Genomic DNA, 21,532 nt, shown 5'->3' with positions numbered 1-21,532 from the left:
GGCGTGTTATGTCTGTGAGCGATACTTCATTAAGCGAACGCTTATCTCAATACCAACGGCATATTAAAATTCCAGCGCCTGCAGTCGCGGGAGTTTTAACGCGTGTGGTTGGTTTAACACTGGAAGCTAAAGGTCTGCGCGCTCCGGTAGGCAGCCAATGTAAAATTGAAACAATGAACGGCTTTGTTGACGCTGAAATTGTTGGATTTAACGATCAAACTTTGTATTTAATGCCTAACGACCACATTTCAGGTGTACTGCCTGGTGCGCGAGTTATCCCCCAAGTTAATGACACTGGTTTGCCTGTTGGCATGAGCTTACTTGGTCGAGTGGTAGACGGCTTAGGCCGACCTTTAGATGGCTTAGGTAAAATTAATGCAGAACATACACTCAAATTTGCTCAAAATGCAATAAACCCTCTTGCAAGACGCCCCATTAGTAAGCCTATGGATGTGGGGGTACGTGCTATTAACTCGGTGATTACTGTCGGCCAAGGCCAGCGTATGGGTTTATTTGCAGGCTCTGGTGTGGGTAAATCAGTATTATTAGGCATGATGACCCGAGGCAGTGAAGCCGATGTGATTGTAGTGGGTTTAGTCGGTGAGCGTGGTCGAGAAGTAAAAGAATTTATTGAAGAAATACTGGGTGTTGAAGGGCGTAAACGTTCAGTTGTTGTTGCAGCCCCCGCTGATGCCTCACCATTAATGCGATTAAAAGGCTGCGAAAGTGCGGTAACCATTGCAGAGTATTTTCGAGATCAAGGTTTAAACGTATTGTTATTACTCGACTCGGTGACGCGTTATGCTATGGCACAGCGTGAAATCGCGCTGGCTGTGGGTGAGCCCCCTGCAACAAAAGGCTACCCACCTTCAGTATTTGCTAAATTACCTGCGCTGGTGGAAAGAGCGGGTAATGGCGGGGAAGGGCAAGGCTCTATTACTGCCTTTTTTACCGTACTGAGTGAAGGCGATGACATGCAAGACCCGATTGCTGATGCTGCACGTGCCATACTTGACGGACATATTGTTTTATCGCGTGATTTAGCCGACAGCGGCCATTATCCTGCCATTGACATAGAAAAATCGATTTCTCGAGTTATGCCTCAAGTGGTGTCTGAATCGCACATGCAACAAGCTAGGGTGCTTAAGCAAGTGTATTCAATGTATCAACAGAACAAAGACATGATCACCTTGGGCGCTTATCAAAAAGGCAGTGATCAAATGCTCGATCAGGCGATAAACATGATGCCAAGAGTGAACGCATTTTTACAACAAGGGATGCGTGATGTGATTAGCTATGATGATGGCCTTCAAGGGCTAGCGCAATTATTAGGACAAGCATAATGGCAAAAAATAAACTGCATTTGTTGCTCAGGCTTGAAAACGAAAAAGAAGAAACGTTACGCATGAGCTACTTGCAAGCTAATCAAAATTTGCAAGTAAATCAGCAAAAGCTGCAGGGCTTAAATGACTTTCGACTTGAATACACGCAGCAACTTCATATTAAGGGGCAGTCGGGTTTATCAAGTGCCGGATTTAGTCAGTATCATGCATTCATTGCTAAGATTGAAGAAGCGATACGTCAACAAGCAAGCACTGTTAACACTGCAAAGCAGGTGGTTAGCCAGCGTAAAACCTTGTGGTTAAAGCAACAAGTAAAAGCGAAAGCGGTTGCTAAGTTAATTGAAAAACAACAGATAAAAGCGGATATGTTGGCCGCTAAAAGTGAGCAAAAAATGCTCGATGAATTTTCCTCTAATCAGTTTTATCAAAGGCATAAAGCACTATAAGGTAGGCATGCTAATTGCTTAGATTCTACAAGAGCAATGATTTTTAGGATTGTGCGGTGGGCTGTTGCCGCTTTTATTAGGTGATTTATGGCGATAAATGATATTTCAATGTTAGCGGTATCTGAGCAAGACTCATACTTAGTTAAAAAAGACAGTGATAAAACAAAGCTAGATAGCAGTAATGATGCTGGCTTTTTTGATCAATTAGCCCTTGCTAACCAAGCTTCTGAAACACACAGTACGCAAGCTAAAGCGCCAAACAAACAATCAGCAGATGAACAATCCGATCTAAAAGAACAAAGTAGCGAAGAAAAGCCTTTGAGCGGTGAAGATATGCTGGCGCAAATTAATGCGGCACAAGTCATCGATACCTCAGTAAAAAATAACCTCCATGGTGGTGCGCAGTTAATAGACAAAGACGCTGTTAAAATAAACGCTAAGCCTGAAGATAAGCTGGCACCTATTGTTATTAATTTACCAAGTGATGAAATTGTTGATGATACGGCCATTGTGCAGTCACAAAAGACTGTAGGTTCTGAATCAGCAAGCAAAACTGCAGCTGAGTCTTCACAGCTTGACACGAAACCTTTAGCTACAGCTGCCCCAACCGGACAGTATGAGGCTGTTACAAATGAACTCGCGGCTGCTAAACCATCCGATAAGCCGACTGATACCACAACCGTAAAATCATCATTAGACTCATCAATTTTGGCGCTGTTATCAAAAGATGATAATGCCATTAAAGCAGATAAATTATTGGCAAATTTAACACCTGCTCAGCAAGGTGAGTTAGCCACTGAGCTTAATGCGATGAGCAAGCCAATTAATAAAGATAACCTAGCGGATTTAAAGCAATTACTCAGTAAGTATGTGAGTGAAAGTGAGAAGCCGCAAACACCTCAGCAGACCATTAATGCACAAATAAGTACGTTAACTACCTCAGAAAAACAGGCCTTACTCAATCAGTTGCAGGGTTACGTTAAAAATGAATCTTTATCAACGAAAGAACTTACCTCGCTAAAAGGAGTAATCAGTGATTTAGAAACCGCGATTAACGCGGACAGCTTGTTTAGCGCCAAAGATAAGCCACTATTTTCAAATAATGCTTTGGCGGGAGCAATAGCGCCAAAAGCACAGGCTGGTACTGAATCAGCCAATGTAAAACCTGAGCTAAAATTAGAGAGTTCAAAATCGGTAGCTGATAACCCTGAAGAGCTTGCCAAACAGTTAGACGCATTACAAAAAGAGAGCATGCGCGGCACTAATGCTGAGCAAATGCCACCGCGTGCAGCACAAATTTTCTCTCAGATCATTAATATATTTGACAAACAGTCGCTTAGTAGTCTCGCTAAATACGATACTTTAGGGTACGAACAAGCTATTATTGAAGCGCAAAGCTTGCAAGCAGGACAGTTACAAAGTACAGCACAAGCGAAACAAGTAAGCATTGATCCTGCCACGTTACAGGCTTTAAACATTATTAAAAGTGATGCGGCAAAAATGCTACAAGAGCGGGTTAGCTCAATGTTAAGTATTAATAATAAAGAAGCTGAAATTCGCCTAGATCCGCCAGAAATGGGCAGCATGCAAATTCGTATTAGAAGTGATGCTGAGCAAGCACAAATCAACTTTGTAGTGCAAAACCAGCAAGCCAAAGAAGCGCTGGAGCAGTCGTTACCTAGGCTTAGAGAAATGCTGATGCAGCAAGGTTTAGAACTAGGTGAAAGCAGTATTTCTTACGGTGATTCCTCAGGTGAGCAAGCACAGCAACAAGAAGGTGATGCACAAGGGCAAATGGCCAATAATCGCTCTACAGATGAGACAAATAGTGAGCAACCAGATAAGCAAATACAGGGTTCTGGACAACAAACGTCATCATCAATAGATTACTATGCCTAAGTCCTGCTATTATAATAGTTAAAACAAGCAAATACCTTTGCAAATAAAGGAAATACAATGGCTGAAGATACTAATTTAGAAATAGAAGAAGTAAGTAAAAGTAAAAGCAAACTCATAATAATTATTGCCGCTGTATTACTTATTGTTGGCGCTGTGGCAGGGTACTTTTTATTATCAGGTGGTGATGAGCCAGTAGAAACCCTTGCAGATGCTGCTGCGCCAACAAGTTCTTCGGCAACGGTTGGCATTGCTTTATATGTTGCGATGCCTAGACCGTTTATTTTTAATGTGCCAGGGGCTAGTCGCGATAGAATTGTACAGATTAAAGTGCAATTGTTAGTGCGCGGCGATGATAATGAAGAAACGGCTAAAAAACACATTCCACTGATTGAAGGCACACTCCTGAGTGTGTTTTCCATGACAACGGCTGATGAACTTAGCACCAGTGTAGGCAAAGAAACACTGCGTTTTACTGCACTTGATAAAGTACAGGCCGCTATGATGGATGTTGAAGGGAATAAAGTAATTGAGCGGGTACTATTTACCGGCTTTGTGATGCAATAAGGGGCCAGTGTGAGCGATTTATTATCCCAAGACGAAATTGATGCACTATTACATGGTGTCGATGAAGTCGAAGAGGAAGATACACACGACGGTGAAGATGGTGAGGGAAGTACACTACAGTACGACTTTTCTTCGCAAGATCGCATCGTGCGTGGTCGCATGCCGACACTTGAAATTGTTAACGAGCGATTTGCCCGTCACATGCGAATTAGCTTATTTAACATGATGCGTCGCACCGCTGAGGTGTCAATTAACGGCGTGCAAATGATCAAGTTTGGTGAGTACATACATACCTTGTTTGTACCAACGAGTTTGAATATGGTGCGTTTTCGTCCACTAAAAGGCACCGGCCTTATTACCATGGAAGCACGCTTAGTATTTATACTGGTAGACAACTTCTTTGGTGGCGATGGCCGTTATCATGCCAAAATTGAAGGACGTGAATTTACCCCAACAGAACGCCGAATCGTGCAAATGCTGCTGAAAATAATTTTTGAAGATTACAAAGAAGCATGGGCACCGGTGATGGATGTGTCGTTCGAGTACCTCGATTCTGAGGTAAACCCTGCGATGGCTAATATTGTTAGCCCAACCGAAGTAGTGGTTATCAGCTCTTTTCATATTGAGCTGGATGGTGGCGGGGGAGACTTCCATATTGCGCTACCTTATTCAATGCTCGAACCTATCAGAGAGCTATTGGATGCGGGTGTTCAGTCTGATACTGAAGATACCGATTTACGTTGGAGTAAGGCGCTTCGTGACGAAATAATGGACGTAGAAGTTGATTTATCGACCCAGCTACTTGAAGTTGATTTAAGCTTAAAACAAATAATGGATCTCAAAGCCGGGGATATAATTCCAGTTGAAATGCCTGAGCATATTACCGTATTTGTGGAAGAACTCCCTACATTTAGAGCTAAAATGGGTCGTTCACGCGATAACGTTGCGCTACAAATTAGTGAAAAAATTAAACGCCCTGATTCAGTTAAATCTGAGCTACATGTCTTTACCAAAGGCGGCAAAAAAATTGATTCAGATGCAGAATTAGCAGAACTAGAAGATGATTTACACCTTTCAAACGGTGTAGACTTAGACTGGTAATTGATTAAAAGGTTAAAAGTATGAGCGATGATCAAGATACAATGGACGAATGGGCAGCAGCACTTGCTGAAGCTGAAGGCACTGACGATAGTCCTGAGGTCAAAGTAACCGAGCTTGATGAGCTTGATGATTCAAAGCATGAACTCAGCGGTGAAGAAAAACGTAAACTCGATACTATTTTAGACATTCCCGTTACTATTTCGATGGAAGTAGGGCGTTCTAAAATTAATATTCGTAATTTATTACAACTTAACCAAGGTTCGGTCGTTGAGCTTGACAGGGTTGCCGGCGAACCGCTCGATGTTTTAGTTAATGGTACTTTGATTGCGCATGGCGAAGTGGTTGTGGTGAACGATAAGTTCGGTATTCGTTTAACGGATGTAATTAGTCAGGTTGAACGGATCAAAAAATTACGATGATAGCATTACTTGGTTTAAGCAATTCAGTGTTTGCAGCTACCGATGCTGCAACACCCACCACAGACATTATTTCAATGGTTATGTCGTTAGGTGTGGTGGTAGTGTTAATTTTAGTGTTGGCTTTTTTTGTAAAAAAGCTCAATCCAAATTTAACCAATAACGATGAGTTTAAAGTGATCCGCAGTCTTCCGTTGGGATCACGTGAGCGCTTAATGGTGGTTGAAATAGATAATGCACAGCACCTATTAGGGGTTACTCCACACAGTATTAATTATCTACACAAGTTAGAAACCCCCCTAACAGAAAAAGAGTTACCAGAATTAGCGAAGCGGTTTGGCAAAATGTTGAATCCGCAACTTAATCAAAATAAAAAGAACTAATATTATGACTAAATGGCTGCTTTTCCTATTTGCCATGGTGTTCGTCCCAGGGGTCAATGCCGAGGGGATAGACGCGCTGACGATCACCACTAATGCCGATGGCACCCAAGACTACTCAGTGACGCTACAAGTGTTGGCGATCATGACGGCTATGAGCTTTATTCCAGCCGCCATTATCATGATGACCTCTTTCACTCGAATTATTGTTGTTTTAGCTATTTTGCGCCAAGCCATTGGTTTGCAGCAAACGCCTTCGAACCAAGTATTACTAGGTATGTCGCTGTTTTTAAGTATTTTTATTATGGCGCCAATTTATGAGCAAATAAATGAGCGCGCTATCGAACCGTATTTAAGTGAACAAGTAACGTCACTTGAAGCACTTGATTTAGCCAAAGAGCCAATGAAAGCGTTTATGCTCTCACAGGTACGTATAAAAGATTTAGAAACCTTTGCTAAAATAGCAGGTTACGATCAGCTTGACTCGCCTGAAGCAACGCCAATGGTTGTGCTTATTCCTGCGTTTGTGACCAGTGAGTTACAAACCGCTTTTATTATTGGCTTTATGTTTTTTATTCCCTTTTTGATTGTCGATTTGGTGGTTGCATCGGTATTGATGGCCATGGGTATGATGATGTTATCGCCCATGATTGTGTCGCTACCGTTTAAAATTATGTTGTTTGTATTGGTTGATGGATGGAGCTTGGTGATGGGTACACTCGCTAAAAGCTTTGGCTTGGGCACGTAGTTGTGCACTCTTCATTGAACCAACCACACTAGGAGTCGTCCATGGAACCTGAAGTATTTGTTGATATTTTAAGTGGAGCCCTATTTTTAGTGATTAAGCTGGTGTCTGCCATTGTGGTACCTGGCTTAATTATTGGGTTGGTTGTGGCTGTGTTTCAGGCAGCAACCTCAATTAACGAACAAACACTGAGTTTTTTACCGCGTTTATTAATCACCATCAGTGCCCTGATTGTGGGAGGACATTGGTTTACTCAAGAGCTAATGGACTTTTTTAATCGCTTAGTGCTGCTTATCCCCGAAATTGCAGGTTAACAATGGAATTTCCATTTTCCGTTGTCATTCAATGGTTAAGTGATTTTTTACTGCCCTTAGTGCGCATCAGCTCTATGATCATGATCATGGCGGGTATTGGCGCAAAAAACGTCCCTTCTCGAATAAAAATGGGCTTGGCTGTTGTGGTCACCTTCTTAGTTGTTCCTGTTCTTCCTGCTGCTACATTTACTAATCTATTTTCTTTTGAAATGATTTTAGTGGTACTCCAACAAATGTTGATTGGTGTCGCAATTGGTTTTGCGTCCACACTACTGCTCAATACGTTTGTGTTAGCCGGGCAAATCCTTGCTATGCAAACCGGTTTAGGTTTTGCATCTGTTGTTGACCCCTCTAATGGGATGAGTGTGCCTGCAGTGGGGCAATTTTATCTAATATTAGCTACCTTATTATTTTTTGTATTTAATGGCCACTTAATGATGATTCAAATGGTGGTACATAGTTTTCAGGTATTGCCCATTGATGGTAATTGGTGGGCGGTTGATCATTATTGGGACATAGTGACATGGGGTGGTTGGATGTTTACCACTGCACTAGTGCTTTCGTTAGCGCCATTAACGGCCATGCTTGTAATTAATATGTCATTTGGCATCATGACCCGTGCTGCCCCACAGTTAAATATCTTCTCTATAGGCTTTCCGTTTACCTTAGTGGCAGGGCTCGTTATTATTTGGGCTACCCTCGGTAACTTTATCACTCAGTTTGAGTTCCAATGGCTAAAAATGGTTGAGCTAATGTGTACTCTAGTTGGTTGTTCCCCTTAGGAGAGCGTAATGGCTGAAGATTCAGGACAAGAAAAAACCGAAGAACCCACGCCCAAAAAAGTTGATGATGCCAAAAAGAAAGGCCAAATAGCGCGTTCTAAAGAGCTAGGTACTATGTTTGTACTCATTTTTTCAGCTATTTCTTTATTAATGTATGGCCCTGAAATTGGCAAAGGCTTGTATCGAATTATGGGCAGAATGCTTAGTCTTAATCGCAATGAAACCTACGACACCACAAAAATGTTTGCGGTGTGGGGGGATGTTGCTGACGTACTATTATTTCCTATGTCGATGTTTGTACTTATTATTGTACTGGCTGCGTTTATTGGTAACACCATGCTTGGCGGCTTTAATTTTAGCTGGCAGGCAGCAGCGCCCAAAGCCAGTAAAATGTCGCCAATGAAAGGCTTTACTCGGATGTTTGGCCCGCAAGCGGCTATTGAGCTACTTAAGTCATTATTAAAGTTTGGCCTAGTGGCAACCTTCGCTATCTTTTTAATTAATGTTTATTTTGATGAAATATTACATTTGAGTATAGAAAGTGCGCCGGGCAATATCGTGCATGCTTTGGAAATATTAGCCTGGATGTTTTTAGGGTTATCTTGCACCTTAATTATTATTGCAGCTATTGATGCGCCATTTCAAAGTTATAGCCATAACAAACAGCTTAAAATGACGATGCAAGAAGTAAAAGATGAATATAAAAACTCTGAGGGTGATCCGCAAATCAAAGCGCGTATCAGGCAAACCCAACGTCAAATGTCGCAAAAGAGAATGATGCAGGATGTTCCTGATGCCGATGTTATTGTTACCAACCCTACTCACTATTCCGTAGCCTTAAAATACGATACAGAGCGAGCAGGCGCGCCTATTGTATTAGCCAAAGGTGTGGATGAGCTCGCCATGCAAATTCGTAAAATTGCATTGGGTAATGAAGTGCCTATTGTTGAGTCTCCAACTTTAACCCGAGCGCTTTATCATACTGCAGAAGTGGGTGAGCAAATCCCCGATCAGCTCTTTACTGCGGTTGCTCAAGTGCTTGCTTATGTGTTTCAGCTTAAACGGTTTAAAAAAGGCCGTGGAAAACGCCCTGTTGCCCTTAATAAAAAGCTGCCTATCCCCGATGAATTTAAGTATTAACTGCTAACCAACTAACTTGGAATAGTTATTGCAATTTCAGCGTAGTGTCAATTTTTTGAAATTGTAGAGTTATGGAATTTAAAGCGGTATTACAACAACTTAATAAAGATAAAAAAGAATATGCGAAGGGCGTTGGTACACCGCTTTTGGTGTTGGCTGCGCTGGGCATGGTTATTTTACCACTGCCTCCATTCCTGCTTGATATATTATTTTCGTTTAATATCGCGCTTGCGTTAGTTGTATTACTGGTCACCGTATACACCATGAAGCCGCTTGAGTTTGGTATGTTCCCAGCGGTGCTGTTAATCGCAACCATAATGCGCTTAGCACTCAATGTGGCCAGTACCCGGGTGGTACTGCTTGAGGGCCATAACGGTGGGGATGCCGCAGGTAAAGTCATTGAAGCATTTGGTTCAGTGGTAATCGGTGGTAACTACGCCGTGGGCTTGGTGGTGTTTTTAATTCTGATCATCATTAACTTTGTGGTAATCACCAAAGGTGCTGGTCGTATTTCAGAAGTATCAGCGCGTTTTACTCTAGATGCTATGCCAGGTAAGCAAATGGCCATAGATGCAGATATGAATGCCGGTTTTATCAGTGCCGAGCAAGCCAGAGAACGTCGTGAGGAAGTAACCCGTGAAGCTGACTTTTATGGTTCTATGGATGGTGCTAGTAAATTTGTAAAAGGCGATGCTATTGCTGGCATAGTCATTTTAGTGATCAATATTGTGGGTGGCTTATTTGTTGGCATGATCCAACACGATTTAAGTTTTTCACGCGCTATGGAAGTGTACACACTATTGACCATTGGTGATGGCTTAGTCGCGCAATTACCTTCATTACTACTTTCAATTGGTACTGCAATTGTTGTAACCCGTCAAAATGAATCGCACAACATGGGCGATCAGTTTAAGAAGCAATTAGGTAACGAAAAGTCGTTATTTATTGCCTCAGGTATCCTTATTACTATGGGCTTAGTCCCAGGTATGCCACACCTTGCATTTTTAAGCTTAGGGGCGCTTTTAGGTTACCTTGCATACTATACTCAGCAAAATAAACTGAAATTAGCCGCTGCAGAAGCAGAAGAAGCCGAAAATGCCGCCTCAGGTACCGGAATTGCGGCTAAACAAGAGCAAAAAGAACTGGGTTGGGATGATGTTCAACAAGTTGATGTTATTGGTCTAGAAGTCGGTTACCGACTCATTCCTCTCGTTGACCAATCACAAGGTGGCGAGCTGTTAAACCGTATTAAAGGAGTGCGTAAAAAACTATCTCAAGAGCTGGGCTTTTTAGTGCCGCCGGTGCATATACGCGATAATCTAGAACTCGACCCAAATGCATACCGCATAACCATGATGGGTGTATCAAGTGGTGAGGGGGAACTTAAACATGGTGATGAATTAGCGATTAACCCAGGCCAAGTATTTGGCCCGCTAAAAGGAATTGAAACTAAAGATCCTGCGTTTGGTTTAGATGCAGTTTGGATAAAACCTGATCAAAAAGATGAAGCACAGTCTTTAGGTTACACGGTGGTTGATTCGGCTACCGTGGTGGCAACCCATATTAGTCAGTTACTCACCAATAGCGCCGCATTATTACTCGGACATGAAGAAGTACAAAACTTATTAGATATGTTAGGTAAGAGTCACCCTCGCTTAGTTGAAGGACTTGTACCTGAGGTATTACCGCTGACCACTATCGTGAAAGTACTACAAAATTTATTAAATGAAGGGGTAGCAATACGAGATATGCGCTCAATTGTTCAAACCCTTGTTGAGTATGGCCCTCGGAGCCAAGACCCAGATGTATTAACGGCTGCAGTGCGAATATCACTGCGTAGATTAATCGTTCAAGATGCTGTTGGTATGTCTTCTGAAATCCCTGTCATAACCTTGGCGCCTGAGTTGGAACAGATGTTGCATCAGTCACTTCAAAATGCAGGTGATGAAGGTGCCGGAATAGAACCAGGGCTTGCTGATAGACTTCAAACATCATTGAATGAAGCGCATCAAAATCAAGAAATGGCCGGTGAACCTTCAATATTGCTAACGTCAGGAATGTTACGCACTGTGTTATCTCGATTTGTTAAATACACCATTCCAGGATTGCGAGTGATGTCTTATCAAGAGATACCAGATGAAAGACAGATCAAGATTGTCAGCTCTGTAGGCCAACAATAAGATTTTAAAGGGGTTTGAATTATGAAAATTAAACGTTTTTTTGCTAAAGACATGCGCACTGCACTAAAAGAAGTAAAAGAAGAGCTCGGTGTTGATGCGGTTATTATGTCAAATAAAAAACTAGCTAATGGCGTTGAAATTGTTGCTGCAGTTGATTACGACAAAGCAGCGACAAAACCGCCAGAGCAGACTCAAAGCCAACCTGCTGCAAGCGCTTCATTTGCACATACTGAGCAAAGCTCACATAATTTTGTTAAACCAGAACCACAACGTGCTCAACCTAAGCCACAAGCAAAGGTAGCTGATAGTTTACAAGCTTTATTAGAACGTCAATCTCCCCGTCCTCGTTCAGCAGAGCTTGCGTCAATGTTTTCACACTCTGGCATTGACACTTCTGGTCACTATCAAGAACAAGAGCCTGTCCAATCTCGACCTAAAAATATGTTTGAGCGTGAACCAAGCGCACCTGCACGTCCTCGTACTCAAGCTGATAGCTTGGGTTTTGATGATTTAGACAGTGGTTTTGACGATTTAGACTCACCGAGTGCACCTCGTCAGCAAACTATGCAAAACGAGTCGAGTGATATAAGCACTATGCGCGAAGAAATGAACGCAATTCGTCAATTACTAGAACATCAAGTATCAGGTTTAATGCAACAAGATATGGCACGTCGCGATCCAACCCGTGCATGCATGATTGACCGTTTAGTGGGTATGGGGATAGATAAAGAGGTTGCTGAGCAAATGGCATGCTTTGTACCCGACGATGTATCTCGCCAACAAGGTTGGAAAGCCTTATTGAATATGGTTGAAGATCAAATGCAAACCACTAACAACGAAATTCTTCGCCAAGGTGGTGTTTATGCACTAGTAGGCCCAACAGGGGTAGGTAAAACCACCACAGTTGCAAAACTGGCAGCATTGGGTGCACAAAAATACGGTGCCGATAAAGTAGCGCTTATTACGACTGATACCTACCGTATTGGTGCTTATGAGCAGCTAGCAACCTATGGTCGAATTATTGGCTGTGGCGTTAAACAAGTCAAAGATGCAAATGAATTAGCAGAAGTTTTATACCATTTACGAAATAAACGCCTAGTTTTAATTGATACAGCAGGAATGAGTCAGCGAGATTTGCGTTTAACTGAGCAGCTTAATACCTTAATGCGTAATCAGCGTGTAGATATACGTAGTTATTTAGTATTAAGTGCTACAGCACAAATTAATGTATTACAAGAAACAGTAAGGCATTTTAAAAAAGTACAGCTAAGTGGATGTATTTTTACTAAGTTAGATGAGTCATTGAGTTTAGGTGAGATTATTAGTATTGCGATTCAAAATCGTCTCCCAATAGGGTATCTTACTAACGGCCAGCGAGTACCAGAAGATATTAGAGTGGCAAATGCCGAAAAACTAGTAAAAAAAGCTGAGCAATTGTATTTGAAAAGAATAAAAGCACAACAATCACGACACCAATCAGTGGCGTCGAGCACAGTAGAGATGTATGATTAACACAGTTTTAGATCAAGCAAGCGGCCTTCGCAAAATGAGCAACAATAATAATAACGGCGTAAAAGTTATCGCTGTCACCGGCGGCAAAGGTGGAGTAGGTAAAACAAACGTATCCCTTAATACGGCAATCGCGCTAGGCCAACAAGGCAAACGTGTGCTGGTTTTAGATGCTGATTTAGGGTTAGCTAATTGTGATGTTATGCTTGGACTGCGTGTAGAGCGCAATTTATCTCATGTTTTATCAGGTGAGTGTGAACTTGAAGATATTTTAGTTGAAGGCCCTGCAGGTATAAAAATAGTACCTGCAACATCGGGTTCGCAAAGTATGGTTGAGTTATCACCCTCAGAGCACGCTGGACTTATTCGTGCATTTAGCGAGCTTAACACTGATTTTGATATTTTAATTGTTGATACCGCTGCGGGTATTTCTGACATGGTATTGAGCTTTTCTCGTGCCGCACAGGATGTGGTTGTGGTGGTATGTGATGAGCCAACATCAATTACCGATGCCTATGCGCTCATTAAAGTACTGAGCCGTGAGCACGGCGTATACAAATTTAAAATTGTTGCCAACATGGTGCGTAGCTTACGTGAAGGGCAGGAATTATTTGCTAAACTTTCAAAGGTTACCGACCGATTTTTAGATATATCAATGGAGTTGGTTGCAACGGTTCCATATGATGAAAATATGCGCAAATCAACGCGCCGCCAAAAAGTAATTGTTGAGATTTTTCCTGGGTCGCCTGCTGCAATTGCTTTTAAAACACTGGCTACAAAAATTGCTAAGTGGCCAACACCTAGCCAAGCCTCGGGTCATTTAGAGTTTTTCATTGAGAAACTAGTTAGTAACTAACAATGACAATACCGGTGAATAGAGTTATGGGATATCAGTCAACACAGAATTTAAATATGATTGTTGAAAAGCATGCCTCATTAGTCAAAAAAGTGGCGTGCCATTTAATTGCTCGTTTACCGGCCAGTGTGCAGCTAGATGATTTAATTCAATCGGGTATGATTGGTTTAATTGAAGCTTCAAAAAACTTTGATCCAAGCAAAGGTGCAAGTTTTGAAACCTTCGCCGGTATTCGTATTCGTGGTGCGATGATAGACGAAATGCGCCGAGGCGATTGGGTTCCACGTTCAGTTCACAGAAAAAGCCGTTTGGTTGCAGAGACTATTGTTGCGCTTGAGAACAGTTTAAACCGTGAACCTAAAGATAGTGAAGTTGCTGAAAAACTTGAAATTTCGCTAAATGAGTACCATCATATTTTAAACGATGTAAATGTAAGCAAAGTGTTAGGCATTGAAGACCTTGGTATAGATGACGATGTGATTACACCCCATGGCCAAGATTTAGCACTAGACAAACCGTTTAATAATGTTAAAAATGAACGGTTTAATGAGTCTTTACTCAGTGCAATAAAGTCGTTACCGGAGAAAGATGCAATGGTGCTTTCTTTGTACTATAACGATGAGATGAATTTAAAAGAAATTGGGCATATACTCGATGTAAGTGAATCGCGTGTAAGTCAGATACATGGTCAGGCGATGATTAAGCTTAAAGCAAAAATCAATGACTGGATAAACTAGAAGTAAGTAAATAAAGGTTCAGGCCTCACTGGAGGATGTTTTGGATAAAAACATTAAAATTCTTGTTGTTGATGATTTCTCAACAATGAGACGTATTATTAAAAATCTGTTGCGCGATTTAGGTTTTACCAATGTTCAAGAAGCAGATGACGGGTCAACTGCTTTGCCTATGTTGCAAAATCAAGCGTTTGATTTTGTTGTAACAGATTGGAATATGCCAGGCATGCAAGGTATTGATCTTTTAAGGGCAATTCGAGCTGATGAAAAATTAAAGCATATTCCTGTTTTAATGGTTACAGCAGAAGCTAAAAAAGAACAAATAATTGCTGCGGCCCAAGCAGGTGTTAATGGTTATATTGTTAAACCATTTACTGCAAGTACATTGAAAACTAAATTAGAAAAAGTGTTCGAACGTTTAGGTTAATGAGAGGGAGAGGCTTATGTCAGCACCTGCTGCGCCTCAGATTACTTTAGAACAAGCTCGCCAGTTAGTTGTTTTTTTAGAAAATGGTGAGCAAGATAAAGCGAATCAGTTAATTTTAGAAACAGCTTCACAAGAGCAATCACATTTATTTGCTGAGGTGGGAAAGTTGACGCGTCAACTGCACGAAGCTTTAAAAAGTTTCGAGTTAGACACGCGTTTAACAGACATTACCACTGATGCCATCCCTGACGCAAAAAAACGCCTTAACTATGTCATGGAAATGACAGAAAACGCAGCCAATAAGACAATGGATGCGGTTGAAGCAAGCTTACCATTAGCACAAGAAATCGCTGACGAAATAGCTGATATCAAGCCAACGTGGGATCGTTTAATGAACCGCGAAATAGAGCTTGGTGAGTTTAAATCACTTTGCCATAGTATTGATAAGTTTATGAGCAGTTCTCATCACAAAACCGATGAGTTACAAATGCTGATGACTAATGTGCTGATGGCTCAAGACTATCAAGATTTAACCGGTCAGATTATTCGCCGTGTTATTGAACTTGTCCGTGAAGTGGAAGAAAGTTTAATTCACCTTTTAACTGCATTTGCAGCGCAAGGTGGGGAGGTTGAACCCACTGAACAACCAGAAAAAATAGAAGATCCCATTGTTGCACAAACACTAGCAGGTCCTGAAGGGCCTATTATTGATAAAGAATCGCGTAATGATGTTGTATCTGATCAAGATGAAGTTGATGATCTATTATCAAGTTTGGGCTTCTAATAGGGGAGTACTGCATGAGCTTTGAAGTCGATGAAGATATTTTACAAGACTTTTTAGTAGAGGCCGGAGAAATCCTTGAGCTTTTATCTGAACAGTTAGTAGAACTGGAAAACAACCCAGATGATACTGAGCTACTAAACGCAATATTTCGCGGTTTCCACACTGTAAAGGGTGGCGCTGGCTTTTTGGCTATGACAGAGCTTGTTGATGCATGTCATGGTGCTGAAAATGTGTTTGATTTACTGCGCCAAGGTGTAAGAACAGTTAACTCTGAATTAATGGATGTGATTTTACAAGCACTGGACACCATTAATGAAATGTTTGCCACGATTAAAAATCGTGACCAGCCAGAGCCTGCGGATCCAGAATTACTTGCTGTACTTCACAAACTTGGGCAGCCACCGACAGCAGAAGAGCTTGCCGGCGATTCTGTGGTTGAAGATATAGCTTCTGTGGAAACTCCATCGGTAGAGCCTGAACCAGTTGCAGAGCAACCGAGCAACGATGCTAAAGAAGACCCGTTTGCTTTTGATGAATTATTTAGCGGCCCAGATAGCAGCAGTACTGAGTCTCAGGTTGATGAAATAACCGAAGACGAATTCGAAAGCCTACTTGATGAACTTCATGGAAAAGGGCAAGCCCCACAAGAAAAACAATCATCATCAAGTGACAATGATGTCAGTGGTGATATAACTGACGATGAATTCGAAAGCCTACTTGATGAACTTCATGGTGTAGGCAGCTTTGGCGAAGTGAGCCAAGCAACCTCAAGTACACCACAACAAACACCATCAGCTCCTGTGGCTCCACCAAGTAACGAGCAAAGCTCGGGCGATAATGAAATAAGTGACGACGAGTTTGAAGCGTTACTTGATGAGCTTCATGGTAAAGGTGCACCTAAATCGATAGAAACACCGGCTCCTGTAAGTAAACCAGAACCTGTAGTCGAGAATAAACCTGCGCCTGCTGCGACACCAAAGCCACAGCCTAAACCAGAGCCGGCTTCTGCGGCACAAGCAGCTCCCGCTAAAAAAGCAGCGCCTCCACCGGCAGAAACAACGGTACGAGTTGATACCAAACGCTTAGACCAAATAATGAACATGGTAGGTGAACTGGTACTTGTGCGAAATCGTTTGGTAAGTCTAGCGACTAACTCTGATAGCGAGGCCATGGGTAAAGCAATTTCTAATTTAGATGTAGTGACAGCTGATATCCAAGGTGCGGTAATGCAAACACGAATGCAGCCAATCAAAAAAGTATTTGGCCGCTTCCCACGTGTGGTACGTGATTTAGCTCGTTCATTGAATAAAGATATCAACTTGCAAATGGTAGGCGAGGACACTGATTTAGATAAAAACTTAGTGGAAGCGCTTGCTGATCCGTTAGTGCATTTAGTGCGCAATTCAGTGGATCATGGCATTGAAATGCCAGACGTTCGTGAAGCATCAGGTAAACCTAGAACCGGTACTGTTACTTTATCAGCGTCTCAACAAGGCGATCATATCTTGCTTACTATCCAAGATGATGGTGCTGGTATGGATGCTGAAAAGCTTAAAAAGATTGCCATTAACAAAGGGGTGCTTGATCACGACCAAGCGAGTCGTCTTTCTGATACCGAAGCTTATAACCTTATTTTTGCACCTGGGTTTTCAACTAAAGAAGAGATTTCAGATATTTCTGGCCGTGGCGTTGGTATGGATGTGGTTAAAACAAAAATCACTCAACTCAATGGCTCAGTAAATATTAAATCAGAGATGGGCGTAGGTACTACTTTAGAGATTAAAGTACCACTGACACTGGCAATACTGCCTACCTTAATGGTAGTGGTTGGCGAACAAACATTTGCTTTGCCGCTGGCGGGTGTTAGTGAAATATTCCACTTGGATTTAACAAAGACCAATGTGGTTGATGGTCAGCTTACTATAATAGTTCGTAAAAAATCGATTCCGTTATTCTACCTTGAACATTGGCTCATCAAAGGGGCTGATAGAGGTCAGCGAAAAGCACAAGGTCATGTGGTTATTGTGCAAATAGGAACTCAAAAAGTGGGTTTTGTTGTTGACTCGCTTATTGGTCAAGAGGAAGTGGTAATTAAGCCTTTAGACGCATTACTTCAAGGGACGCCTGGTATGGCAGGTGCAACAATCACCTCTGATGGTGGCATTGCACTGATATTAGATGTGCCAAGTATGTTAAAGCATTACGCTGGATAATTAAAAGTAGGCATATATTTTATGCCTACCCATTCATTGAATAAGAGAGCGAAATGGCTGTTAAAGTTTTAGTAGTTGATGATTCAAGCTTTTTTCGCCGCAGAGTGAGTGAAATTCTTGCACAAGACAGCGGCATTGAAGTTATAGGTTTCGCTGTAAATGGTCGAGAAGCTGTCGATAAAACAGCTCAATTACGACCTGACGTGATCACCATGGATGTTGAAATGCCGGTGCTTGATGGTATTAGTGCGGTTAAAGAGATCATGGCGAGTAACCCCACTCCTATTTTAATGTTCTCCTCGTTAACACGCGCAGGCGCATCTGCCACCTTAGATGCACTTGATGCCGGCGCGATGGATTTTTTACCGAAAAAGTTTGAAGATATTGCTCGTAATAACGACGACGCAATAAAGCTATTACAAAATAAAGTTAAAGAAATAGGCCGCCAGCGAAATGGTAGTATTATCAGAGCGCCTGCTGCTCCAAGTCTTAAACCAGCGCCAAGCACCTCTGAGCGCTTTGCTAATAAGCCTATAGTGCAACCTGATCGTAGCTTTAAAAGCGCAAGCCCAACGCCTTCTAGTAGCACATCAACGCGTGCTAGTGGTAAGCAATATCAATTAATTGCTATTGGCACATCAACAGGTGGACCAGTTGCACTGCAAACTATATTGACTCAGTTACCTGCTAATTTCCCACACCCAATACTACTCATACAACACATGCCAGCTGCATTTACACCTGCGTTTGCGACCCGATTAGATAGCTTGTGTAAAATTAAAGTAAAAGAAGCACAGCAAGGCGATAGACTGCAACCAGGCTGTGCTTATTTAGCGCCAGGCGGACAGCAAATGATGGTAGAAGGACGAGGTTCAAACAGAACATTACGTGTATTTGAAGATAAAAATGAACGAGTTAGCTATAAGCCTAGTGTGGATATTACCTTTGCTAGTGTAGCAAAAGCGTATCAAGGCGATGTACTTGCCATTATTTTAACTGGTATGGGCGCAGATGGTCGTGACGGTGCTCGCATGCTTAAACAAACTGGCGCTACAATTTGGGCTCAAGATGAGAAAAGTTGTGTTGTCTATGGTATGCCGCAAGCAGTAGCTAGTGCTGGATTAGCAAATGAAAACATAGGCCTTCATGATGTGGCGGTGCGCTTAAAAAGAGAGGTTGGCTGTGGATAAGCTTTCTATTTTAGGGTTATTGGTTGCATTAGGTGCTATTGCAATAGGTTATTCTTTAGAGGGAGGTGTGGTATCTGCGCTGTTTAATGGGCCAGCATTAATTATTGTATTAGGCGGTACATTGGGGGCGGTTATGCTGCAAACATCAGCCAATACATTTAAAAAAATGCTTAGTATTACACATTGGGTTTTTGTTACTGATGAGCACGATATTGAAGATGCTATTGAGCAAGTAAAACGCTGGTCGCATAAAGCCCGTCAAGAAGGGTATTTAGCATTAGAAAACGAAGCACTTGCGCATTCAGATCCCTATGCCGCCAAAGGACTGAGTTTATTAGTTGATGGCTGTTCAGAGCAAAAACTACGCGATACCCTTGAAATAGATTTATTACTTGAACGAGAACGATTGCTTGAAGCTAGCCGTGTATATGAAGCGATGGGAGGTTACAGCCCGACTATCGGTATCCTAGGTGCTGTGCTTGGATTGATTCAAGCCATGTCATTTATTAATGATCCTGAGCAATTAGGGACGGGCATTGCTACTGCATTTATTGCTACTATATATGGCGTAGGTTTAGCTAATTTACTGTTTTTGCCCATGGCCAATAAATTAAAGCAACGTGTTGAGCAAAAAATGCTTTACCATGAAATGCTAGCTGAAGGCGTTATTGCCATTAGCCAAGGTGAGAGCCCTATTAATATAGAATTAAAGCTTGAAGCTTACCGCGTTGAACGTCCAATTTTTCAGGCAAATTAGCGGTTATGTTGCGCCGTCGCTTACGTCATCAAAACACTAAAAATCAACACACTGAGCGTTGGCTAGTTTCCTATGCAGATTACATGACCATTATGTTCGCATTTTTTGTTGTATTGTATGCCATTTCAATAAATAAAGAAGACAATCTACAAGTACTATCTGATTCTCTGGAGCATGTTTTTGATAAGTCAACGAAACAATATTCTCAGCAGGGTAACGGGGTAAATGGTGATGCTTTATTGCTTGAAAGGGTGACCCCTGAGGCTGAAATACTCTATGGCGAAAGTATTCAAGAGCAAGAGCAAGGCCCAATGTTACTCGATGGTCAAAGTGACAATAGCAATATTAGTCAACGCCACTTAGGTGAGCCGCTGGATAGTTTATTGGCTAAATTACAATCGTCGCTGATTGATGAGATACGCAGTGGCGAGGCTAGCTTAGAACTAAGCCAAGACTGGTTGGTTATTGAGCTCAATTCCGGATTGTTGTTTGCCAGTGGTAGTGCTGTTGCACATAATAAGGCCAAAGAGATTGTAAAAAAAATTGAAGCAATCATCGCATCAGTCGATAACTATATAAGAGTACGCGGGTATACAGATAACGAAACCATACGAAATGAAATATTTCGTTCTAATTGGGAGTTATCAGTGGCGCGTGCAACCTCAATATTAGTTGAGCTAGAGCGTTTGGGCATTGAATCCGCGCGCATGGCCATTGAGGGGTATGGTCAATACTCGCCCTTTGCTGATAATGATACCGAAGCTGGGCGTGCCGAAAACCGTAAAGTCGTGATTGCACTTTCTAAATATGGTTTAGCACCAGAGCCCTCTGATGAACAAACGAAATCATCAATTTCAGTATCAGAGCAAAGTCAGCCAGAAATTGAGCTACCTGCCCAAGATGATACAATAAAAATAATCCGTTTACCGCATGGTGGCATCCGTGTTACAACGCGCAACGAATAGTAATTAGGATGTAATGTGAAAGTTTGGACAGTAGCCAATCAAAAAGGGGGAGTAGGCAAAACCACTACAGCGGTTAGCCTTGCAGGGATCCTTGCGCTTCAAGGCAAGCGCGTGTTATTGATTGATACAGATCCTCATGCTTCACTAACCTATTACTTTGGTATTGATTCAGAAGATTTAGAGGTCAGTGTTTACGATATTTTTACTCGCGGCTCGAGTATGAAAAGCGAAGAAATATTACAAGCATTATGCCCCTCAACAATTGAAAACCTTGATATTTTACCTGCAACTATGGCGATCGCGACACTTGACCGTAGCATGGGTAATAAAACGGGAATGGGCCTGATTTTAAAAAAAACACTGGCTAAAATTAGCGAGTATTACGATTACGCAATTTTAGATTGCCCACCTGTTTTAGGTGTATTGATGGTCAATGCGCTTGCTGCCTGTGAAAGAGTGTTAGTGCCGGTGCAAACTGAGTTTTTGGCGCTTAAAGGGCTCGATAGAATGATGCGTACTATGGAGTTAATGCAAACCTCTCAAGCGAAAAGCTATGAATATACTATCATTCCAACTATGTATGATAAACGAACCAAAGCATCGCTTGAGGCCTATAAAACATTACAAGAAACGTATAAAGAAAAAGTATGGCCAGGCGTTATTCCTGTTGATACTAAATTTAGAGATGCAAGTTTAGCGCAAAAAGTACCGGTAGATTTTTGCCCAAATGCGCGTGGAGTCTATGCTTATAAAGCATTACTTAAATATTTAATAAAACAAGGTTAAT

General features: G+C 41.8%; 22 protein-coding genes. All 22 read left to right on the top strand.

Annotated elements, in window-relative coordinates; translation table 11 throughout:
- Positions 1 to 8: 8 nt before the first annotated feature.
- Entirely contained in the window at positions 9 to 1,343 is a 1,335-nt protein-coding gene (fliI, locus tag MTN97_RS03130; RefSeq protein ID WP_008112184.1) for a flagellar protein export ATPase FliI, read from the top strand.
- Positions 1,343 to 1,789, top strand: a complete 447-nt coding sequence (fliJ, locus tag MTN97_RS03125) for a flagellar export protein FliJ (protein ID WP_008112186.1) — start codon at positions 1,343 to 1,345, stop codon at positions 1,787 to 1,789. Before fliI ends, fliJ begins: the two co-directional genes overlap by 1 nt.
- Before the next feature lie 87 nt (positions 1,790 to 1,876).
- Entirely contained in the window at positions 1,877 to 3,688 is a 1,812-nt protein-coding gene (locus MTN97_RS03120) for a flagellar hook-length control protein FliK (protein ID WP_248473667.1), read from the top strand.
- A gap of 57 nt (positions 3,689 to 3,745) precedes the next feature.
- Positions 3,746 to 4,252: a flagellar basal body-associated protein FliL gene (fliL, locus tag MTN97_RS03115; RefSeq protein WP_248473666.1), complete on the top strand. Its 507-nt coding sequence runs from the start codon at positions 3,746 to 3,748 to the stop codon at positions 4,250 to 4,252.
- Between the two features lie 9 nt (positions 4,253 to 4,261).
- Positions 4,262 to 5,353 (top strand): flagellar motor switch protein FliM, encoded by a 1,092-nt coding sequence (gene fliM / locus MTN97_RS03110; RefSeq protein ID WP_248473665.1) that lies wholly within the window; start codon positions 4,262 to 4,264, stop codon positions 5,351 to 5,353.
- A gap of 20 nt (positions 5,354 to 5,373) precedes the next feature.
- On the top strand, positions 5,374 to 5,772 hold the full coding sequence (gene fliN, locus MTN97_RS03105; protein WP_013465554.1) for a flagellar motor switch protein FliN: 399 nt from the start codon (positions 5,374 to 5,376) through the stop codon (positions 5,770 to 5,772).
- Positions 5,769 to 6,152 (top strand): flagellar biosynthetic protein FliO, encoded by a 384-nt coding sequence (gene fliO, locus MTN97_RS03100; RefSeq protein ID WP_010387917.1) that lies wholly within the window; start codon positions 5,769 to 5,771, stop codon positions 6,150 to 6,152. The genes fliN and fliO overlap by 4 nt, the downstream gene beginning before the upstream one ends.
- Positions 6,153 to 6,156: 4 nt before the next feature.
- A complete protein-coding gene (fliP, locus tag MTN97_RS03095) occupies positions 6,157 to 6,897 on the top strand; it encodes a flagellar type III secretion system pore protein FliP (protein ID WP_013465552.1) in 741 nt (246 codons plus the stop codon).
- A gap of 41 nt (positions 6,898 to 6,938) precedes the next feature.
- Positions 6,939 to 7,208, top strand: a complete 270-nt coding sequence (locus tag MTN97_RS03090) for a flagellar biosynthetic protein FliQ (RefSeq protein WP_010387922.1) — start codon at positions 6,939 to 6,941, stop codon at positions 7,206 to 7,208.
- Positions 7,209 to 7,210: 2 nt separating this feature from the next.
- A complete protein-coding gene (fliR, locus tag MTN97_RS03085; protein ID WP_248473664.1) occupies positions 7,211 to 7,990 on the top strand; it encodes a flagellar biosynthetic protein FliR in 780 nt (259 codons plus the stop codon).
- A 9-nt stretch (positions 7,991 to 7,999) separates the two neighbouring features.
- Positions 8,000 to 9,130: a flagellar biosynthesis protein FlhB gene (flhB, locus tag MTN97_RS03080; protein ID WP_248473663.1), complete on the top strand. Its 1,131-nt coding sequence runs from the start codon at positions 8,000 to 8,002 to the stop codon at positions 9,128 to 9,130.
- A 71-nt stretch (positions 9,131 to 9,201) separates the two neighbouring features.
- The gene (gene flhA, locus MTN97_RS03075; protein ID WP_008112204.1) at positions 9,202 to 11,310 is read left to right on the top strand and encodes a flagellar biosynthesis protein FlhA; all 2,109 of its coding nucleotides are present in this window, start codon (positions 9,202 to 9,204) and stop codon (positions 11,308 to 11,310) included.
- 21 nt (positions 11,311 to 11,331) lie between these two features.
- Positions 11,332 to 12,822: a flagellar biosynthesis protein FlhF gene (flhF, locus tag MTN97_RS03070; protein ID WP_138563540.1), complete on the top strand. Its 1,491-nt coding sequence runs from the start codon at positions 11,332 to 11,334 to the stop codon at positions 12,820 to 12,822.
- A complete protein-coding gene (locus MTN97_RS03065; protein WP_248473662.1) occupies positions 12,815 to 13,675 on the top strand; it encodes a MinD/ParA family protein in 861 nt (286 codons plus the stop codon). Before flhF ends, MTN97_RS03065 begins: the two co-directional genes overlap by 8 nt.
- A 26-nt stretch (positions 13,676 to 13,701) precedes the next feature.
- Positions 13,702 to 14,412, top strand: a complete 711-nt coding sequence (locus MTN97_RS03060) for an RNA polymerase sigma factor FliA (protein WP_248473661.1) — start codon at positions 13,702 to 13,704, stop codon at positions 14,410 to 14,412.
- Positions 14,413 to 14,452: 40 nt separating this feature from the next.
- Entirely contained in the window at positions 14,453 to 14,836 is a 384-nt protein-coding gene (gene cheY / locus MTN97_RS03055) for a chemotaxis response regulator CheY (RefSeq protein WP_036981761.1), read from the top strand.
- Between the two features lie 16 nt (positions 14,837 to 14,852).
- Positions 14,853 to 15,620 carry a protein phosphatase CheZ gene (locus tag MTN97_RS03050; protein WP_248473660.1) on the top strand — a complete coding sequence of 256 codons (768 nt, stop codon included), beginning with the start codon at positions 14,853 to 14,855 and terminating at the stop codon, positions 15,618 to 15,620.
- 14 nt (positions 15,621 to 15,634) lie between these two features.
- Positions 15,635 to 17,833, top strand: coding sequence for a chemotaxis protein CheA (locus tag MTN97_RS03045; protein WP_248473659.1), 2,199 nt, complete (start codon positions 15,635 to 15,637; stop codon positions 17,831 to 17,833).
- A 53-nt stretch (positions 17,834 to 17,886) separates the two neighbouring features.
- The gene (locus MTN97_RS03040) at positions 17,887 to 19,023 is read left to right on the top strand and encodes a chemotaxis response regulator protein-glutamate methylesterase (protein ID WP_248473658.1); all 1,137 of its coding nucleotides are present in this window, start codon (positions 17,887 to 17,889) and stop codon (positions 19,021 to 19,023) included.
- Positions 19,016 to 19,780 carry a flagellar motor protein gene (locus MTN97_RS03035; RefSeq protein WP_248473657.1) on the top strand — a complete coding sequence of 255 codons (765 nt, stop codon included), beginning with the start codon at positions 19,016 to 19,018 and terminating at the stop codon, positions 19,778 to 19,780. The genes MTN97_RS03040 and MTN97_RS03035 overlap by 8 nt, the downstream gene beginning before the upstream one ends.
- A gap of 5 nt (positions 19,781 to 19,785) precedes the next feature.
- A complete protein-coding gene (locus MTN97_RS03030; protein WP_248473656.1) occupies positions 19,786 to 20,745 on the top strand; it encodes a flagellar motor protein MotB in 960 nt (319 codons plus the stop codon).
- A gap of 15 nt (positions 20,746 to 20,760) precedes the next feature.
- The gene (locus MTN97_RS03025) at positions 20,761 to 21,531 is read left to right on the top strand and encodes a ParA family protein (RefSeq protein WP_008112222.1); all 771 of its coding nucleotides are present in this window, start codon (positions 20,761 to 20,763) and stop codon (positions 21,529 to 21,531) included.
- Position 21,532 lies beyond the last annotated feature (1 nt).

Origin of the sequence: Pseudoalteromonas sp. 2CM36K (assembly GCF_023161865.1) — a bacterium.
In the GTDB taxonomy this organism is placed as follows: domain Bacteria; phylum Pseudomonadota; class Gammaproteobacteria; order Enterobacterales; family Alteromonadaceae; genus Pseudoalteromonas; species Pseudoalteromonas tetraodonis.
The sequence above is the reverse complement of the archived record's forward strand: the minus strand, read 5'-3'. Positions and strand labels throughout refer to the sequence as shown.

Coding starts and splice junctions, on each gene's coding strand:
- MTN97_RS03065 (WP_248473662.1), top strand. CDS start 12,815: ATGATTAACACAGTTTTAGATCAAGCAAGCGGCCTTCGCAAAATGAGC.
- MTN97_RS03030 (WP_248473656.1), top strand. CDS start 19,786: ATGTTGCGCCGTCGCTTACGTCATCAAAACACTAAAAATCAACACACT.
- MTN97_RS03090 (WP_010387922.1), top strand. CDS start 6,939: ATGGAACCTGAAGTATTTGTTGATATTTTAAGTGGAGCCCTATTTTTA.
- MTN97_RS03060 (WP_248473661.1), top strand. CDS start 13,702: ATGGGATATCAGTCAACACAGAATTTAAATATGATTGTTGAAAAGCAT.
- MTN97_RS03045 (WP_248473659.1), top strand. CDS start 15,635: ATGAGCTTTGAAGTCGATGAAGATATTTTACAAGACTTTTTAGTAGAG.
- MTN97_RS03040 (WP_248473658.1), top strand. CDS start 17,887: ATGGCTGTTAAAGTTTTAGTAGTTGATGATTCAAGCTTTTTTCGCCGC.
- fliI (WP_008112184.1), top strand. CDS start 9: ATGTCTGTGAGCGATACTTCATTAAGCGAACGCTTATCTCAATACCAA.
- fliO (WP_010387917.1), top strand. CDS start 5,769: ATGATAGCATTACTTGGTTTAAGCAATTCAGTGTTTGCAGCTACCGAT.
- MTN97_RS03120 (WP_248473667.1), top strand. CDS start 1,877: ATGGCGATAAATGATATTTCAATGTTAGCGGTATCTGAGCAAGACTCA.
- flhA (WP_008112204.1), top strand. CDS start 9,202: ATGGAATTTAAAGCGGTATTACAACAACTTAATAAAGATAAAAAAGAA.
- flhB (WP_248473663.1), top strand. CDS start 8,000: ATGGCTGAAGATTCAGGACAAGAAAAAACCGAAGAACCCACGCCCAAA.
- flhF (WP_138563540.1), top strand. CDS start 11,332: ATGAAAATTAAACGTTTTTTTGCTAAAGACATGCGCACTGCACTAAAA.
- MTN97_RS03050 (WP_248473660.1), top strand. CDS start 14,853: ATGTCAGCACCTGCTGCGCCTCAGATTACTTTAGAACAAGCTCGCCAG.
- fliP (WP_013465552.1), top strand. CDS start 6,157: ATGACTAAATGGCTGCTTTTCCTATTTGCCATGGTGTTCGTCCCAGGG.
- fliJ (WP_008112186.1), top strand. CDS start 1,343: ATGGCAAAAAATAAACTGCATTTGTTGCTCAGGCTTGAAAACGAAAAA.
- fliN (WP_013465554.1), top strand. CDS start 5,374: ATGAGCGATGATCAAGATACAATGGACGAATGGGCAGCAGCACTTGCT.
- fliL (WP_248473666.1), top strand. CDS start 3,746: ATGGCTGAAGATACTAATTTAGAAATAGAAGAAGTAAGTAAAAGTAAA.
- fliR (WP_248473664.1), top strand. CDS start 7,211: ATGGAATTTCCATTTTCCGTTGTCATTCAATGGTTAAGTGATTTTTTA.